This is a genomic window from Burkholderia sp. AU33803, from assembly GCF_002223095.1.
GTDB lineage: Bacteria > Pseudomonadota > Gammaproteobacteria > Burkholderiales > Burkholderiaceae > Burkholderia.
The window spans coordinates 1,429,027-1,443,830 of sequence record NZ_NKFJ01000004.1 but is presented as its reverse complement, the minus strand read 5'-3'; the positions used below and the strand labels follow the sequence as shown (position 1 = coordinate 1,443,830).

Below are 14,804 nucleotides of genomic sequence, written 5' to 3'. Positions count from 1 at the left end.
GGCGCGCGTTTGAGCGGTGCACTGTCTTAGGGATTTCCTCTATGGCGTGGGTCCGAAGCGAGGCGCACCATCCGTCTCAAGCAAATGGAACCGGTTCCATTCCGGTGAAAAAGGGCAACATGACAGACATCGTGATCGTGGCGAGCGCATTCGGAATGGACCGCGTGCGTCAGGAGGGCCACAGCGCATTCATCGCGACCGCGGCGGCAGCGGGTGCGACCGGCTTCGAGGTGCGGCGCGAGCTGTTCGCGTCGGAAGAGGCGGCCGCGCCTGGCGCGCTGGCCGTGCTCGGCGCGCAACTGGCCAGCCACGGTCTGTGGTCGGTCTTCTCGACGCCGGCCAACCTGTATACGGAAACGGGGGCGCTCGATGCGGACGCATTGCGTAGCGCGCTCGCGGAAGCCGACGCGCTCGGCGCGCGCTTCGTAAAATTCCAGCTCGGCGGCTTCGCCGGCGACGCGCACGCAGCCGAGATCGTCGCGCTGTCGCGCGGCGCGCGGGCCCGCGTGGTGGTCGAGAACGGCCAGCTTCCGGTCGGCGGCGCGCTCGCGCAGTTCCGCGGGCTGTTCGACGCACTGGCCGCGGCGGGCGTGCCCGATGCGCTCGGGATGACCTTCGACATCGGCAACTGGCAGTGGCCGGGCGAAGCGCCGCTTGATTGCGCGCAAGTGCTCGCGCCGCACGTGGAATACATTCACTGCAAGGCAGTCGCGGGCGAGGGCGCGCGCCGTTTCGCCACCGCGCCGGCCCCGAACGATCCGCTCGTGACCGGCGTGCTCGCGGTGCTGCCGCAACATGCGCCGCGCGGCATCGAGTTCCCGTTCGACGCGGCCGACCTGGCGGGCGATGCATGCCGGCGCGTTGCATGGCTCGCCACGGCGTGACGGCGGCAGGATCCTGGAGAGTTCATTCATGAAAGCAGCACTCGATGTGGTGACCTACGGCGAAGCGATGGCGATGTTCGTCGCGACCGAGCCCGGCCATCTCGCGCACGCGACGCAGTTCACGAAGCGGGTCGCGGGCGCCGACCTGAACGTTGCAATCGGTTTGTCGCGGCTCGGTTTCCGGGTCGGCTGGATGAGCCGTGTCGGCCGCGATTCGTTCGGCGGTTACGTGCTCGACACGCTGGCGCGCGAGGGCATCGACGCGTCGTGCGTGAGCGTCGATCCGCGTTACCCGACCGGCTTCCAGCTCAAGTCGCGCAACGACGACGGCAGCGACCCGACCGTCGAATATTTCCGCAAGGGCTCGGCCGCGAGCCACCTGTCGTGCGACGACTACGTGGCCGACTACGTGCTCGGCGCGCGCCACCTGCACCTGACGGGTGTTGCGCCTGCGATCTCCGCGACGTCGTGCGAGCTCGCGTTCAAGCTCGCGCGCGAAATGCGCGCGGCCGGCAAGACGATCTCGTTCGACCCGAACCTGCGCCCGACGCTGTGGCCGTCGGCCGACGTGATGGCGAAGACGCTGAACGCGCTCGCGTCGCTCGCGGACTGGGTGCTGCCGGGCATCGCCGAAGGGCGGCAACTGACCGGGCACGACACGCCGGCCGACATCGCGGGCTTCTATCTTGCACAGGGCGCGCGCGGTGTCGTGATCAAGCTCGGTGCGGAAGGCGCGTACTACCGGACGGCTGACGGCCGTGACGGAACCGTGGTGGGCGAGCGCGTGCAGAATGTCGTCGACACGGTCGGCGCCGGCGACGGCTTCGCGGTCGGCGTGGTCAGCGCGCTGCTGGAAGGCAAGACGGTCGAGCAGGCGGTGGCGCGTGGCAACCGGATCGGTGCGCTCGCGATCCAGGTGATCGGCGACTCGGAAGGACTGCCGACCCGCGCCGCGCTCGACCGATTCGAAAACGTCAGCAATCGCACCGATCGCTTAGAGGAAACCTTCACCGCGCAATGAGAGGCCGGACACGGCACAATCCGCGGACTCGTTTCGTCGTGCATGCGCACGGCAAGGTACGGGATCAGAGTAAGCGCTAAAGCGCTAACTCTGATCGACCGCGAAGCATGGGATCCACGTAAGCGTTAAAGCGCTAACGTGGATCGACCGCGAAGCATGGGATCCACGTAAGCGCTAAAGCGCTAACGTGGATCGACCGCGAAGCATGGGATCCACGTAAGCGCTAAAGCGCTAACGTGGATCGACACAGGAGACATTCTGATGGCCAACACACTCGCTGCCCGCCGCTGGTGGACGATCATGCCGATCGTCTTCATCACGTACAGCCTCGCCTACCTCGACCGCGCGAACTACGGGTTCGCGGCCGCGGCCGGCATCAACCAGGACCTCGGGATCAGCAAGGGCCTGTCGTCGCTGATCGGCGCGCTGTTCTTCCTCGGTTACTTCTTCTTCCAGATTCCCGGCGCAATCTACGCGGAACGCCGCAGCGTGAAGAAGCTCGTGTTCGTCAGCCTGATCCTGTGGGGCGCGTGCGCGGCACTCACAGGCGTGGTCAGCAACATCCCGTCGCTGATGGCGATCCGCTTCGTGCTCGGCGTCGTCGAGGCGGCCGTGATGCCGGCGATGCTGATCTACATCAGCAACTGGTTCACGAAGAACGAACGCTCGCGTGCGAACACGTTCCTGATCCTCGGCAACCCGGTTACCGTGCTGTGGATGTCGATCGTGTCGGGCTATCTCGTGCACGAATTCGGCTGGCGCCACATGTTCATCGCCGAAGGCGTGCCGGCCGTCCTCTGGGCCGTGTGCTGGTGGTTCCTCGTGCAGGACAAGCCGGCCGATTCGCCGTGGCTCAACGCGCAGGAAAAGCGTGACCTCGACGCCGCGCTCGCGGCCGAGCAGGCAGCGATCAAGCCCGTGCGCAACTATGGCGAAGCGTTCCGCTCGCCGGCCGTGATCAAGCTGTGCGCCCAGTATTTCTGCTGGAGCATCGGCGTGTACGGCTTCGTGCTGTGGCTGCCGTCGATCGTCAAGAACGGCTCCGACCTCGGGATGGTCGCGACCGGCTGGTTGTCGGCGCTGCCGTATCTCGCCGCGACGATCGCGATGATTGCCGCGTCGTGGGCGTCCGACAAGGTCGGCTCCCGCCGCGGTTTCGTGTGGCCGTTCCTGCTGATCGGCGCGGCTGCGTTCGCCGCATCGTATGCACTCGGCTCGTCGCACTTCTGGATCTCGTATGCGCTGCTGGTCGTGGCCGGCGCCGCGATGTACGCGCCGTACGGCCCGTTCTTCGCGATCGTGCCGGAACTGCTGCCGAAGAACGTCGCCGGCGGCGCGATGGCGCTGATCAACAGCATGGGCGCGCTCGGCTCGTTCGTCGGCTCGTACTTCGTCGGCTACCTGAACGGGGCGACCGGCTCGCCCGTCGCGTCGTATGCGTTCATGAGCGCCGCGCTCGTCGCCGCGGTGATCCTCACGCTGTCCGTCAAACCCCAGGCGCGCGATACGCATCCGCTCGCGACGCCGCTGCAAGGAAAATGAATCCGATGAAGCCCCGTATCGTCGCGTACAAGCCGCTGCCCGATGACGTTCTCGCGTACCTGCGCGAGCATGCGGACGTCGTGCAGGCCGACGGCGCCGCCGCCCTTGCCGATGCGCTCGGCGACGCGGACGGCGCGATCGGAGCGAGCCTGAAGGTCACGCCGGAAATGCTCGACCGCGCACCGCGGCTGAAGGCGTGGTCGACGATCTCGGTGGGCTACGACAACTTCGACGTCGCGGATCTCACGCGGCGCGGCATCGTGCTCGCGCATACGCCGGACGTGCTGACCGAATCGACCGCCGATACGGTGTTCTCGCTGATCCTCGCGTCCGCGCGACGCGTGGTCGAGCTGGCCGAGTGGGTGAAGGCCGGCCACTGGCATCGCAGCATCGGCCCCGACCTGTACGGCACCGACGTGCAGGGCAAGACGCTCGGCATCGTCGGACTCGGGCGGATCGGCGGCGCGGTCGCGCGCCGCGCGGCGCTCGGCTTCCGGATGCAGGTGCTGTACGCGAACCGCTCCGCGCATGCGCAAGCTGAGTCACAGTACGGCGCGCGGCGCGTCACGCTCGACGAACTGCTCGCGCAATCGGATTTCGTGTGCCTGCAGGTGCCGCTGTCGCCGGAAACGCACCACCTGATCGGTGCGGCCGAATTCGCGAAGATGAAGCGCGGTGCGATCCTGATCAATGCGTCGCGCGGGCCGGTAGTCGACGAGGCCGCGCTGATCGATGCGCTGCGCGCGGGCACGATCCGCGGCGCGGGGCTCGACGTGTTCGAGAAGGAGCCGCTGGCGGCGGATTCGCCGCTGCTGCAAATGAAGAACGTCGTCGCGCTGCCGCATATCGGCTCGGCGACGCACGAGACGCGCCATGCGATGGCGCGCTGCGCCGCGGAAAACCTGGTCGGCGCGCTGGCCGGCACGCTGCGCACGAATCTCGTCAATCCGGACGCGCTCGCACGCGCTTGAGCCGCGGCGGTAGCGGGGCGACCCCGGCCGACCCCCGGCCGGCGGGGCGCCGGCTTCGTTAGAGTCGATGGTCTTGGTGCCGGAGGGCTGGCTGCGTTATGATCCCCGCGCGTCGTATCGACGGCCCGGCAATGCTGCCGGCGGCGTTTCGCGACGGGTATCCGCGCCAGGTCCGGTGCGGCCGACTGCTGTTGCAGGTGACCGGGGTGGATGCCGACGCGCCGGTGCCGATCATCGCGAAGCGGGGGATCGGCGCAAGCGCTGAAGGGGCTAACGCTGGTCGACCGCGAAGCATGGGGTCAGCGCAAGCGCTGAAGGGCTAACGCTGACCGACCGCGAAGCATGGGACTCGCGTAAGCGCTGAAGGGCTAACGCGGGTCGACCGCGAAGCATGGGGTCAGCGTAAGCGCTAAAGCGCTAACGCTGACCGACAGGGAGATTCCACCGGGTGGCTTACGTTTCCAACAACAAAGGTCCGTCTGCTCACGAAGCGGCGCGGATCGTACGTCGCGAGGCACGACAGTGACCGATTCGCAACCAACCACGACGCGTCCGGCGACGATCAGCGATGTCGCGCGCGAGGCCGGCACCGGCAAGACCAGTGTGTCGCGCTATCTGAACGGCGAGACGCACGTGCTGTCCACCGATCTGCGCCAGCGGATCGAAGCGGCGATCGCGCGGCTCAACTACCGGCCGAACCAGATGGCGCGCGGGCTCAAGCGCGGCCGCAACCGCCTGCTCGGCATGCTCGCGGCCGACCTGACCAATCCCTATACCGTCGAAGTGCTGCAGGGCGTCGAGGCCGCGTGCCACGCGCTCGGCTACATGCCGCTGATCTGCCACGCGGCAAACGAAGTCGAGATGGAGCGCCGTTTCCTGCAGCTGCTCACGACCTACCGCGTCGAAGGGCTGATCGTCAATGCGCTCGGCGCCGACGAGGACGTGCTGCGCCCGCTGCGCGGCGCCGGCATCCCGGCCGTGCTGGTCGACCGCACGGTCGAAGGCTTCGAGGCCGACCTGATCGGCCTCGACAACGCCGACGCGATCGAGACGGCACTCGCGCACCTGGTCGCTCACGGCTTCGACGCGATCCATTTCGTCGTGCAGCCGTTCGAGCGCGTCAGCTCGCGGCGCCTGCGCGAGGCCGCGTTCCGCACGGCACTGGCGGCGCGCGGGCTGACGGTGCCGTCGACGGTCGTGCTCGACCTGGACGCGCCCGACGCGGTCACGGCGGCGCTGGCCGACATCGATGCCCGCATCGACGACGCGGCACGGCGCGGCGTGCGCGCGGCGCTGTTCGCCGCGAACGCGCCGGTCGCACTCGCGATCGCGCGCCACCTGCGCGCGCGTTTCGGCACCGCATGGCAGCAGCGGGCGGCGCTGCTGTCGATCGACGATCCGGAATGGGCCGAGCTGATCGGGATCACGACGATCCGCCAGCCGACCTACGAAATCGGCTACAAGGCCGTCGAATTCGTGCACGAGCGGATCGACGGCGCGGCGGGTGACGTACGCGTCTCGCTGTTGCCGGGCGAGCTGGTTGCGCGCGCGTCGACCGCAAGCTGAGTATCATTCGGGGCACGCAGCGCGTCAGGTGCGCTGCCCCGAACAAGGAAATACATGACTGTCGCTCCCGTCACGCTGGCGGTGCTGATCGCCGCCACGCTGATCATCGCGCTCCTGCCGCTCGTCCTCTACCGCATCCTGCGCAAGCCGCTGGCGCTGAACCGCCGCGACACGATCGTCGGCGTGGCCGTCTTCACGTTGTTCGCGATGATCCTCGAACGCGCGTTTCACGGGCTCGTGCTGAGCCAGACGCCGCCGGACGGCTGGCTCACGCAGCCGCTCGCGTTCGTCGCGTACAGCGCGCTCGCGACCGCCGTATTCGAGGAAGTCGGCCGCTATCTCGGGATGCGTTTCCTGAATCGCCGCTACGGCCCGACGTCGGCCGGCGACAGCCGCGGAATCGGCTACGGGATCGGTCACGGTGGCGCCGAAGCATGGTTCGTCGGCGTACTCGTATGGGGCCAGTGGTCGTATCTCGCGTGGCTCGCGAGCCGCGGCCAGCTCGAGACGCAACTCGCCGACCTGCCGGGCGATACCGTCGTGCGGCTGCACGTGATGCTTGCGACGCTGTCGGCGCAGTCGATGCTGCTGTTGCTGCTCGAACGCTGCGCGGCATTCGTGCTGCAGCTCGCGCTGTCGGTGCTGGTCTGGCGCGGCGTGCGCGCCGGCCGCGCGAGCGTGTTGCCGCTCGCGATCGTGCTGCACGCGCTCGCGGCCGCGCCGGCGTTGCTGTACCAGGTGCGCGTGTTGCCGGCCGGCGGGGTCGAGGCCGCGTATTTCGTGCTCGCCGCGATCCTGGTCGTCGTGCTGGTGAAGGCATGCCGGCCGTCGCAATCGGCAGCCTGACGGGAGAGACGGGATGGATGACTATCTGATCGAATGCCAGAGCGCGGAATTCGACGCGCTCGCACGCGTGATCTGCGATCTCTTTCCGGAGCAGACGCGTTTCGCCGAAAGCAGCGACGCACGCGGGCGGTTCCTGTCCGTGCAGTGGCTCGCGATGCGCTTCGGCTCGGCGCCGAAGCGGATGACGCTCGATATCCGCATCGTGCCGGCCGCGCTCGCGCGCTACCTGGCGCTCAAGCCGATGCAACGGGCGCGCAGCCATGCGGTGCTGCATGCGTATGCGGAAGCGATGCTCGGGTCGCTCGAGGAGCGTCACGCGGCCGGCGAGGCCGTCGAGCGCGACGCGGAACTCGTACTCGACGAAGACTTTGCGTGACCGTTCCCGCCGGCGCCATGCCGGCGCGCTGCATTACGCGTCGCGGTAGACCTGCGCGAAGCGCTGCGCCTGCACGACACCGTAGTCGCCGGGCGCGTACTGCATCACCCAGTCGCCGGCCACGCCGCGCAGCGTGTCGCCGTTTTCCGAGCGGGCGATCGTGAACGGCTCGTCCATCCGGCGGGCGAGCACGACGGCCGGCCGGTTCCGGTAGGCGCCCGGTTCGCCGTGTGCGAGTGCGGGTTCGGCGGGCAGGTATTTGGCGTCGAAGCGCGCGCGCGACACGACCCAGCGGTCGCCGGTCGAGCCCGTGATCAGCGCGTCGCCCGCCGCATAGCGGTTCGGGCCTTCGAGGCTCATCAGTTCGCCGTCGGCCTGCGCGAAGGCAACGGCGACGGTTTCGTCCTTGACGACGCGACGGGCCTGCGGATCGGTACGCAGGTCGAGGTGCTTGAGTTCGAGCATGGCGGGGAAGGGCGGGAAAGCGGTAAAAGCCGGGAGCTTATCCCGAATCCGGCGCGCCGTGTGACGCGCCGGTCGCCTGGAGGGGCGCTGCGCCGTCCGGCCCGGACGGGCGGTACGGCGCCGGCAGGGCGGGCGTCAGGGTTGCGCGGGTGCGCTGGCGGCCGGCGCGGCTGCCGCCTTGTCATCCGTGCCCTTCGTCTTGCCCTTGCCGCGATGCTCGCCGCCGTGGCGCAGCCAGCTGCGGAACGTCGTGTCGGCCAGCGCCTTCTGGTCGGCCGGGAAGCTCTCGTAGAGCGGTGCGAAGGCATCGGCGAGCTTCTTCGCGCCGTCGGCGTTCGCCTGCGACAGTTCCGCGTACTGCTTCATGTCGTCGAGTGCGGAGACGTCGTGCTTCGCCATCCGTTCGCGATAGAGGCGGCCCATCGTGTCGCCGTTGTCGCGCATCGTGTCCGCGAACGTCTTCCATTGCGGTTCCTGCGCCGACGTGATCTTCAGCTGGTCGTGCAGGTACTTGATGCGCTGCTCGACGCGCGCTTCGTGGCGTGCCGCACGCTGCTCGGCGCTCGGGGCCGACGCCGCGGCCGTCGTTGCAGGGGCCTGGACGGGCGCCTGCGGCTGCGCCGGGGTTTGCGCGAACGCGCCGGCTGCAACGGCGAGCGTAGCGAGGGTGAGCGAGATTTTCTTCATGGTTGGCTCTCCGGGGTGGTGTCTTGCGAGCGGGCGCGGCGGCAACTGCCGCAAGCGCGCTTCTCGCGTCGCCAGCTATTAGTAGCACGTTGAATGCGGTGCAGCAGCGAATGCGACACTTGCTTACATCCGATACGAATCGAAATTGAAAGGATCCGGCCGGATCGTAGCGGCGCCGTTTGGGCGGGCCGGCGTTCGGCGCTATCATCGCGTCACCTTCCACTCAGCCGGCGCGTCGTGCCCCGGCCCAGCCTCATGCGTCCACCCCGCCTCGACCAACTCGACGATCTCGACCGGCAACTGGTCGCGCTGCTGCAGGCCGATGCGCGCGCCAGCGTCGCGGATCTCGCGCGCCAGCTCGACGTCGCGCGCACGACGGTCGTCGCCCGCATCGCGCGGCTCGAACGCACCAACGTGATCGCCGGCTACAGCGTCCGGCTCGGGCAGGACGTGCTCGATGCAAGCATTTATGCATATGTCGGCATCATCCTCACGCCGAAGTTCGGCAAGGACGTGCTGCGCAAGCTCGACCGGATGCCCGAGGTGCAGCTGCTGTGCGCGGTGAGCGGCGAGTACGACTACGTTGCGTGGCTGCGCGCCGATTCGCCCGAACGGCTCAACGACCTGCTCGACCAGATCGGCACGCTCGAAGGCGTCGAACGCACGACGACGTCGATCATCCTGTCGCGCAAGATCGATCGCGGGACCATCGGCGGCTGACGCTCAGGTGCGGCCTGCGTCGCGTCGTGCGTGTGGCGCCGGGGTATCGGCCCGGCTGCCGGCCTGCGCCGCGCCGGGCGGCCGCACGAGCGGAATCCGCACCGAGATGCGCAACCCGCGCGCTTCCGTTTCATCCGCATAGGCGAGCGCGATGTCGGCACCCATCCGGTCCGCGACGATCTTCACGATCGACAGGCCGAGCCCGGAGCCGATCTGCGCATTGCCGGGCACCCGGTAGAACGGGTCGAACACACGTTCGCGTTCGTGCGGCGCGATGCCCGGCCCGGTGTCGGCGATCGTCACGCACACGTGCGTGTCCGTGCGTTGCGTCGACAGGTCCACGCGTCCGCCCGGCGGCGTGTAGCGGATGGCGTTGTCGACCAGGTTCATCACGAGCGACACGAGTTCGAGCTCGTCGACGGGCACGTGCGTGTCCGGGCCGTCCTCGATGCCGATGTCGAGGGTTTTCGCGTCGGCGAGCGGCATCAGGTCTTCCAGCACGCGCCGATAGATCGCATGGACGGACACGTCGCCGGGCGGCGCGGCCGGCGCGCTTTGCGCCCGCGCGAGCGCGAGCAGCTGCCCGACCAGGTGGCGGCTGCGGTCGAGCCCGCCGCGCAGCGCGGCGAGCCGTGCGCGCGCATCGTCCGGCAGGTCGGCCTCGGCGAGGCGCTCGGCCTGCAGCGACATCGCCGTGAGCGGCGAGCGCAGTTCGTGTGCGGCGTCGGCGACGAAGCGGCGCTGCGCGGCGACCGACTGCGCGACGCGCGCCAGCATGCGGTTGATCGCGACGACGAATGGCCGCACCTCGACCGGCACGCGCTCGGCCGGCACCGGGCGCAGGTCGTGCTCGTCGCGGGCGTCGATGCCGGCGGACAGCGCGGCCACCGGGCGGAACAGCTTGCGCACGAGATCGGCGACGAGCAGCAGCAGGATCGGGACGAGGATCAGCAGCGGCAACGCGGTGCGCCACGCGCTTTCGCGAGCGACATCGTCGCGCACGCCGGCTTCCTGCGCGACCGCGATGCGCTCGCCGTTCGCGAAGGTTCGAACCATCACGCGATACGTGCTGCCGCCGGCATCGACCGTATGCAGCCCGTCGGCGAGCGTCGGCGCCAGCGCGAGCCGCGGCGTGCCGTCGCTGCCCGGCCGCGGTTGCGGTGCACTGCCGAGCGGCTGCACGAACACGCGCGACAGCTCGTCGCTTTCGCGCGCGGGCCCGGTGCCGTCGGCATGGAGCGACGACGCGTGCTCGCGGTCGAGCAGCGTCGCGACCTCGCGCAGCACGTCGTCCTGCAGTTCGTGTGCTTCGTCGAACGCCGATGAAAACGCGAACGCGGCCGCGGCCGTCGCGACGACCAGGATCGCGGCCGACAGCGCGACCGACAGCCGGAAGCCGATCGACTCGCTCAGGCGCTTCTTGAAACCATCCATCCCGCACCCCTGACGTTCTTGATCACGGTACTGCCGAGCTTGCGGCGCAGCGAATGGATCAGGAATTCGACCGCATTGCTTTCGACTTCCTCGCCCCAGCCGTACAGGCGATCCTCGAGCTCGCGCCGCGACAGGATCGCGCCCGGGCGCACCAGCAACGCGCGCAGCAGCGCGAACTCGCGATTCGACAGCGGCACCGGCGCGTGCCCGTCGACGGCGGCCTCGCGCGTCGCCGGGTCGAGCGACACGATCCCGTTGCTCAACAGCGGCGCGGCCGAACCGGCCCGGCGCCGGATCGCGACGCGAATCCGTGCGAGCAGCTCGGCCATCTCGAACGGCTTCACGATGTAGTCGTCGGCGCCGCCGTCGAGGCCGGCCAGCCGATCGTCGAGCCCGTCGCGGGCGGTGACGATCAGCAGCGGCGCGCTGGCGTCCTTCGCGCGGATGGCGGCCAGCACGTCGAGCCCGTCGCGGCCGGGCAGGCCGAGATCGAGCAGGACCAGGTCGTAGGGCTGCGCGGCGAACGCGGTCAACGCGCGCACGCCGTCGGTGACCCAGTCGGTGGCGTACGACGCGTCCTTCAGCGCGGCATGGACGGCCTCGCCGATCATCGGGTCGTCTTCGACGAGCAGTATTCGCATGCGTGTTCTCCGTGCGGCGCAAACGCCGCCAGCGTATGCGATTCCCGCACGGGCGTCACGTGCGGCGGCGCGCTGTGATCCTTATTTGCCGCTGAACCGGTCGAGCGTCGCGAGCAGGCTCTTCATCGCGGCGGCCGAATCGGCCTGGGTCGGATGATCGGCGCGCAGCGCGGAGAGTGCGCGGTCGATCTCCTGGTCGACCATGTGCCAGTCGGCGGCGGCGCGCGGCTTGAGGCCGGCTTCGGCCGAGTCCCACGCGATCTCGAGATCCTTGATGCGCGTTTTCGCGCCGGGCAGGTCGCCCTTGGCGACGAGCGCGTTCACGTCGACGGCGATCGTACGGAACTGCGACAGGTCACCGAGCTTCGATGCGTGGGCCGCTGCGGGCGAGGCGGCGGCCGAGGCCGGCGCCGACGTCGCTGCGTTCGCGTCCTGCTGCTTCGAGCAGCCGGCGGCGGCGCTCAGCAGGGCAATCGTGGCAACGGCAACGGCGAGACGGGAAACGGGATGGGGGATGCGCATGGCGTGTCCTCGATTCGATGAATGGAAAGAACGGAAAGGAAAGGGCGTCATTCGGTGGTGCCGGCCTGCGTGCGCGGGCCGCTGCCGAACTGCGCGACGGCGACGAGCAGCACGATCACGGTCAGGAACAGCAGGCTCGTCCAGGCAGCGCCGAAGCCGAGCCCGCCGTAGGCGCGGGCCTGCGTGAGCAGGTCGCCGAGCGATGCGCCGAACGGGCGCGTCAGGATGTACGCGATCCAGAACGCCAGTACCGCATTGGCGCCGAGCCGCCACATCACGAACACGGCCGCGATCAGGCCGCCGAAGCACAGCGCGCCGAGCGTGAAGCCGAGCCCGAGCGCCTCGGTCGCGAGATCGCCCGCGGCGGTGCCCAGCGCGAACGTGCAGAGGATCGCCGACCAGTAGAACAGCTCGCGCCGCGGCGTGACGATCGTGTCGATCGACAGCGTGCCTTCGACGCGATGCCACACGAAGAAGATCGCGGCGAGCGCGATGGCAAACGCGGCGGTGCTCGCATAGAGGCTGACGTTCAGGCCGTCGGTGAGCAGGTCGGTGATCTGCGTGCCGACGATGCTGACCAGCACCACCGTGAGCCAGTAGATCCACGGCACGTAGCGGCGCGTGCGCAACTGCAGCCACAGCGCGATCGCGAGCAGCGAGGCCATCGCGACGCGCGTGACGGTCTGGCCGAGCCCCGCGTTGACCGCGAGAAAGTCCGCGCCGGTCTCGCCGACCGTGGTCGACATGATCTTGATGATCCAGAACGACAGCGCGACGTCGGGCACCTTGTTCAGCCAGTGCGGCGTGCGATGAGCGGGCAGGGATTGCATGCGATGCCTCCTTGGAAGTCGGGTGGTCGGCATGCAGTCTGAAACGGAAGACTTAGGCCAGCCATAGCGGGGGCCGCAGCGGTAAAACGTGTTGTTTCGACACTTCGACGAAATATGTCGTCGAAACGTCGAAATTATCGGTCGTTTCGCATCATTCTTCGTCTTGGAACTGATTTTGAGCGTCCCTACACTGTGTTCATGGCTCAACGCCGTTCACAACACCAACCCATCATCAGGAGATAAGCGCATGAAAATCGCCATCGTCGGCGCAGGTCTGATCGGCCACACCATTGCTCACATGCTGCGTGAAACGGGCGACTACGAAGTCGTCGCGTTCGACCGTGACGCGGATGCGCTTGCGAAGCTGTCGCGCGAAGGCATCGCGACGCAACGGGTCGATTCGGCCGATGCAAACGCGATTCGCGAAGCCGTGAAGGGCTTCGATGCGCTCGTCAACGCGCTGCCTTACTACCTCGCGGTCAACGTGGCCGCCGCCGCGAAGGCTGCCGGCGTCCACTACTTCGACCTGACCGAAGACGTGCGCGCCACCCACGCGATCCGCGAACTGGCCGAGGGCTCCGACCGTGCGTTCATGCCGCAGTGCGGCCTCGCACCGGGCTTCATCGGTCTCGCCGCACACGAACTGGTGAACGGCTTCAGCGAAGTGCGCGACGTGAAGATGCGCGTCGGCGCGCTGCCCGAGTATCCGACCAACGCGCTGAAGTACAACCTGACGTGGAGCGTCGACGGCCTGATCAACGAATACTGCCAGCCGTGCGAAGCGATCCGCGACGGCCGCAAGCAGTGGGTGCAGCCGCTCGAAGGCCTCGAGCACTTCTCGCTCGACGGCACCGAATACGAAGCGTTCAACACGTCGGGCGGCCTCGGCACGCTGTGCGAGACGCTGTCGGGCAAGGTCGAGACGCTCGACTACAAGTCGGTGCGCTATCCGGGCCACCGCGATCTCGTGCAGTTCCTGCTCGAAGACCTGCGCCTGTCGAGCGACCGCGACACGCTGAAGTCGATCATGCGCCGCGCAGTGCCGTCGACGAAGCAGGACGTCGTGCTCGTGTTCATCACGGTGACGGGCGTGAAGGACGGCCAGCTGGTGCAGGACGTGTTCACGCGCAAGATCTTCGCGAAGGACGTGTGCGGGATGCACATGAGCGCGATCCAGATCACGACGGCCGGCGCGATGTGCGCGGTGCTGGATCTGTTCCGCGAAAAGAAGCTGCCGCAGAGCGGTTTCATCCCGCAGGAAAAGGTGTCGCTGAAGGCGTTCCTGTCGAACCGCTTCGGCAAGCTGTACGAAGGCGGCACGATGGAGCGCGTGCACGAAGTGGCCTGACCATCCGTCAGCCTCTGGCACGAGGGCCGTACGACGCCGGGAGCGCAACAGCGCTTCCGGCGTTGTTTTTTGCGGGTGACGAAAAAGAGCGGCCGGTCAGGCCGGCAGCGGCGGGACGATCGTGGCCGCAGGCGGAGGCGGCGCGATGCGGTATAGCAGCGCTTCGATGTCGGCATCGGAGGGCGCGGTGTTGTCGAACATCACGATGTCGTCGCATTCGTGGCCGGTCGGCACGAAGCGGCGCTGCCGGTATTCGTCCCAGTGCGCGAGCTTGTATGCGTCGTTCGGGTTGCCGCGCGCGACGATCCGCTGGTGCGCGACGTCTTCCGACGTGTGGACCCAGACGACCGTCAGCGCGACGTCGGGCGCGATGCCGAGCCAGGCGCGGTCGAGAATGCGGCGATCGCGCACTTCGCGCGACAGCGGGCCGACCACGAGCGCGCCGATGCCGAGCGCGAGATTTTCACGGGCCGTGTCGAGCAGCCCTTGATATTCGGGATCGCGCAGGTGCTTCAGGTAGAGCGGGCTGTCGCGGTCGTTCGGATCCGCGGTGAGCGCACCCATCGCGGCCGAGCTGTAGCGGCCGTACAGCGTGTCCTTGTCGAGCAGGCAGAAGGCCTCGCCGGTCGCGCGCATCAGCGGCCCGATGAGCCGCTTCGCGAGCGTGGTCTTGCCGGTGCCGGCGTGACCGCAGAAGAACACCAGATGCGTCACGAAGCCTTGCCTCCCGAGCGCGGGCTCGACGCGCCGTTGCGCTTGTCGCCGCGCGAGAAGACTTCCGCTTCCAGCCACATCGCGTTGATGATGCCGAAGCCGAGCGCCACGCCGATGCCGAGTATCCACGAGAAATACCACATGGGTCTGTCTCCTTGACGGTTGGGCCGCACGGCCGTGCGGCGGGTGGTCCGAACTGCCGGGTGCGCATGCTGCGGCGCACGCAGCCCGATCATG

17 protein-coding genes are annotated in these 14,804 nt (G+C 68.4%); 9 read left to right on the top strand and 8 right to left on the bottom strand.

The window, feature by feature from the left end:
- Nucleotides 1-119: 119 nt before the first annotated feature.
- From CFB41_RS09170 to CFB41_RS09135, 7 genes are all read left to right on the top strand, one after another.
- Nucleotides 120-884 carry a sugar phosphate isomerase/epimerase gene (locus tag CFB41_RS09170; protein ID WP_089456275.1) on the top strand — a complete coding sequence of 255 codons (765 nt, stop codon included), beginning with the start codon at nucleotides 120-122 and terminating at the stop codon, nucleotides 882-884.
- A gap of 28 nt (nucleotides 885-912) precedes the next feature.
- Entirely contained in the window at nucleotides 913-1,905 is a 993-nt protein-coding gene (locus CFB41_RS09165) for a sugar kinase (RefSeq protein ID WP_089440168.1), read from the top strand.
- Between the two features lie 261 nt (nucleotides 1,906-2,166).
- The gene (locus tag CFB41_RS09160) at nucleotides 2,167-3,447 is read left to right on the top strand and encodes an MFS transporter (protein WP_046545793.1); all 1,281 of its coding nucleotides are present in this window, start codon (nucleotides 2,167-2,169) and stop codon (nucleotides 3,445-3,447) included.
- A 5-nt stretch (nucleotides 3,448-3,452) separates the two neighbouring features.
- A complete protein-coding gene (locus tag CFB41_RS09155) occupies nucleotides 3,453-4,418 on the top strand; it encodes a D-glycerate dehydrogenase (protein WP_089456611.1) in 966 nt (321 codons plus the stop codon).
- Nucleotides 4,419-4,940: 522 nt separating this feature from the next.
- Nucleotides 4,941-5,984, top strand: a complete 1,044-nt coding sequence (locus CFB41_RS09145) for a LacI family DNA-binding transcriptional regulator (protein WP_089440166.1) — start codon at nucleotides 4,941-4,943, stop codon at nucleotides 5,982-5,984.
- 54 nt (nucleotides 5,985-6,038) lie between these two features.
- The gene (locus CFB41_RS09140; protein ID WP_089456273.1) at nucleotides 6,039-6,830 is read left to right on the top strand and encodes a YhfC family intramembrane metalloprotease; all 792 of its coding nucleotides are present in this window, start codon (nucleotides 6,039-6,041) and stop codon (nucleotides 6,828-6,830) included.
- Nucleotides 6,831-6,843: 13 nt separating this feature from the next.
- Nucleotides 6,844-7,206 carry a DUF3022 domain-containing protein gene (locus tag CFB41_RS09135; protein ID WP_089456272.1) on the top strand — a complete coding sequence of 121 codons (363 nt, stop codon included), beginning with the start codon at nucleotides 6,844-6,846 and terminating at the stop codon, nucleotides 7,204-7,206.
- Between the two features lie 33 nt (nucleotides 7,207-7,239).
- On the opposite strand, the gene CFB41_RS09130 is transcribed toward CFB41_RS09135, so the two are convergent.
- Together CFB41_RS09130 and CFB41_RS09125 are read right to left on the bottom strand one after the other, a co-directional pair.
- Nucleotides 7,240-7,671 carry a PGDYG domain-containing protein gene (locus CFB41_RS09130; RefSeq protein WP_089456271.1) on the bottom strand — a complete coding sequence of 144 codons (432 nt, stop codon included), beginning with the start codon at nucleotides 7,669-7,671 and terminating at the stop codon, nucleotides 7,240-7,242.
- A gap of 135 nt (nucleotides 7,672-7,806) precedes the next feature.
- Nucleotides 7,807-8,358, bottom strand: coding sequence for a Spy/CpxP family protein refolding chaperone (locus CFB41_RS09125; protein WP_089456270.1), 552 nt, complete (start codon nucleotides 8,356-8,358; stop codon nucleotides 7,807-7,809).
- Between the two features lie 255 nt (nucleotides 8,359-8,613).
- Between CFB41_RS09125 and CFB41_RS09120 the strand changes: the two genes are divergently transcribed.
- Nucleotides 8,614-9,078, top strand: coding sequence for an Lrp/AsnC family transcriptional regulator (locus tag CFB41_RS09120; protein ID WP_006481526.1), 465 nt, complete (start codon nucleotides 8,614-8,616; stop codon nucleotides 9,076-9,078).
- 3 nt (nucleotides 9,079-9,081) lie between these two features.
- On the opposite strand, the gene CFB41_RS09115 is transcribed toward CFB41_RS09120, so the two are convergent.
- The 4 genes from CFB41_RS09115 to CFB41_RS09100 all read right to left on the bottom strand — a co-directional run bounded on the left by CFB41_RS09115 (nucleotide 9,082) and on the right by CFB41_RS09100 (nucleotide 12,505).
- Nucleotides 9,082-10,512 carry a HAMP domain-containing sensor histidine kinase gene (locus CFB41_RS09115; RefSeq protein ID WP_089456269.1) on the bottom strand — a complete coding sequence of 477 codons (1,431 nt, stop codon included), beginning with the start codon at nucleotides 10,510-10,512 and terminating at the stop codon, nucleotides 9,082-9,084.
- Nucleotides 10,488-11,153: a response regulator transcription factor gene (locus CFB41_RS09110; protein ID WP_089440160.1), complete on the bottom strand. Its 666-nt coding sequence runs from the start codon at nucleotides 11,151-11,153 to the stop codon at nucleotides 10,488-10,490. Before CFB41_RS09110 ends, CFB41_RS09115 begins: the two co-directional genes overlap by 25 nt.
- An 81-nt stretch (nucleotides 11,154-11,234) precedes the next feature.
- Nucleotides 11,235-11,675: a hypothetical protein gene (locus CFB41_RS09105; RefSeq protein ID WP_089456268.1), complete on the bottom strand. Its 441-nt coding sequence runs from the start codon at nucleotides 11,673-11,675 to the stop codon at nucleotides 11,235-11,237.
- A 47-nt stretch (nucleotides 11,676-11,722) separates the two neighbouring features.
- Entirely contained in the window at nucleotides 11,723-12,505 is a 783-nt protein-coding gene (locus CFB41_RS09100; RefSeq protein WP_089456267.1) for a hypothetical protein, read from the bottom strand.
- A gap of 247 nt (nucleotides 12,506-12,752) precedes the next feature.
- Between CFB41_RS09100 and CFB41_RS09095 the strand changes: the two genes are divergently transcribed.
- Nucleotides 12,753-13,853: a saccharopine dehydrogenase family protein gene (locus tag CFB41_RS09095; RefSeq protein ID WP_089456266.1), complete on the top strand. Its 1,101-nt coding sequence runs from the start codon at nucleotides 12,753-12,755 to the stop codon at nucleotides 13,851-13,853.
- Nucleotides 13,854-13,949: 96 nt separating this feature from the next.
- Here the strand turns inward: CFB41_RS09095 and CFB41_RS09090 are convergent, their stop codons facing one another.
- The gene (locus tag CFB41_RS09090; protein ID WP_089456265.1) at nucleotides 13,950-14,567 is read right to left on the bottom strand and encodes an ATP-binding protein; all 618 of its coding nucleotides are present in this window, start codon (nucleotides 14,565-14,567) and stop codon (nucleotides 13,950-13,952) included.
- Complete coding sequence (cydX, locus tag CFB41_RS09085; RefSeq protein ID WP_043182986.1) at nucleotides 14,564-14,710, bottom strand: cytochrome bd-I oxidase subunit CydX; 147 nt, start codon at nucleotides 14,708-14,710, stop codon at nucleotides 14,564-14,566. Before cydX ends, CFB41_RS09090 begins: the two co-directional genes overlap by 4 nt.
- Nucleotides 14,711-14,804 lie beyond the last annotated feature (94 nt).

What these genes read in the sequence shown, in the direction of transcription:
- CFB41_RS09170 (WP_089456275.1), top strand. Translation starts at nt 120, where the DNA reads ATGACAGACATCGTGATCGTGGCGAGCGCATTCGGAATGGACCGCGTG.
- CFB41_RS09165 (WP_089440168.1), top strand. Translation starts at nt 913, where the DNA reads ATGAAAGCAGCACTCGATGTGGTGACCTACGGCGAAGCGATGGCGATG.
- CFB41_RS09160 (WP_046545793.1), top strand. Translation starts at nt 2,167, where the DNA reads ATGGCCAACACACTCGCTGCCCGCCGCTGGTGGACGATCATGCCGATC.
- CFB41_RS09155 (WP_089456611.1), top strand. Translation starts at nt 3,453, where the DNA reads ATGAAGCCCCGTATCGTCGCGTACAAGCCGCTGCCCGATGACGTTCTC.
- CFB41_RS09140 (WP_089456273.1), top strand. Translation starts at nt 6,039, where the DNA reads ATGACTGTCGCTCCCGTCACGCTGGCGGTGCTGATCGCCGCCACGCTG.
- CFB41_RS09135 (WP_089456272.1), top strand. Translation starts at nt 6,844, where the DNA reads ATGGATGACTATCTGATCGAATGCCAGAGCGCGGAATTCGACGCGCTC.
- CFB41_RS09130 (WP_089456271.1), bottom strand. Translation starts at nt 7,671, where the DNA reads ATGCTCGAACTCAAGCACCTCGACCTGCGTACCGATCCGCAGGCCCGT.
- CFB41_RS09125 (WP_089456270.1), bottom strand. Translation starts at nt 8,358, where the DNA reads ATGAAGAAAATCTCGCTCACCCTCGCTACGCTCGCCGTTGCAGCCGGC.
- CFB41_RS09120 (WP_006481526.1), top strand. Translation starts at nt 8,614, where the DNA reads ATGCGTCCACCCCGCCTCGACCAACTCGACGATCTCGACCGGCAACTG.
- CFB41_RS09115 (WP_089456269.1), bottom strand. Translation starts at nt 10,512, where the DNA reads ATGGATGGTTTCAAGAAGCGCCTGAGCGAGTCGATCGGCTTCCGGCTG.
- CFB41_RS09110 (WP_089440160.1), bottom strand. Translation starts at nt 11,153, where the DNA reads ATGCGAATACTGCTCGTCGAAGACGACCCGATGATCGGCGAGGCCGTC.
- CFB41_RS09105 (WP_089456268.1), bottom strand. Translation starts at nt 11,675, where the DNA reads ATGCGCATCCCCCATCCCGTTTCCCGTCTCGCCGTTGCCGTTGCCACG.
- CFB41_RS09100 (WP_089456267.1), bottom strand. Translation starts at nt 12,505, where the DNA reads ATGCAATCCCTGCCCGCTCATCGCACGCCGCACTGGCTGAACAAGGTG.
- CFB41_RS09095 (WP_089456266.1), top strand. Translation starts at nt 12,753, where the DNA reads ATGAAAATCGCCATCGTCGGCGCAGGTCTGATCGGCCACACCATTGCT.
- cydX (WP_043182986.1), bottom strand. Translation starts at nt 14,710, where the DNA reads ATGTGGTATTTCTCGTGGATACTCGGCATCGGCGTGGCGCTCGGCTTC.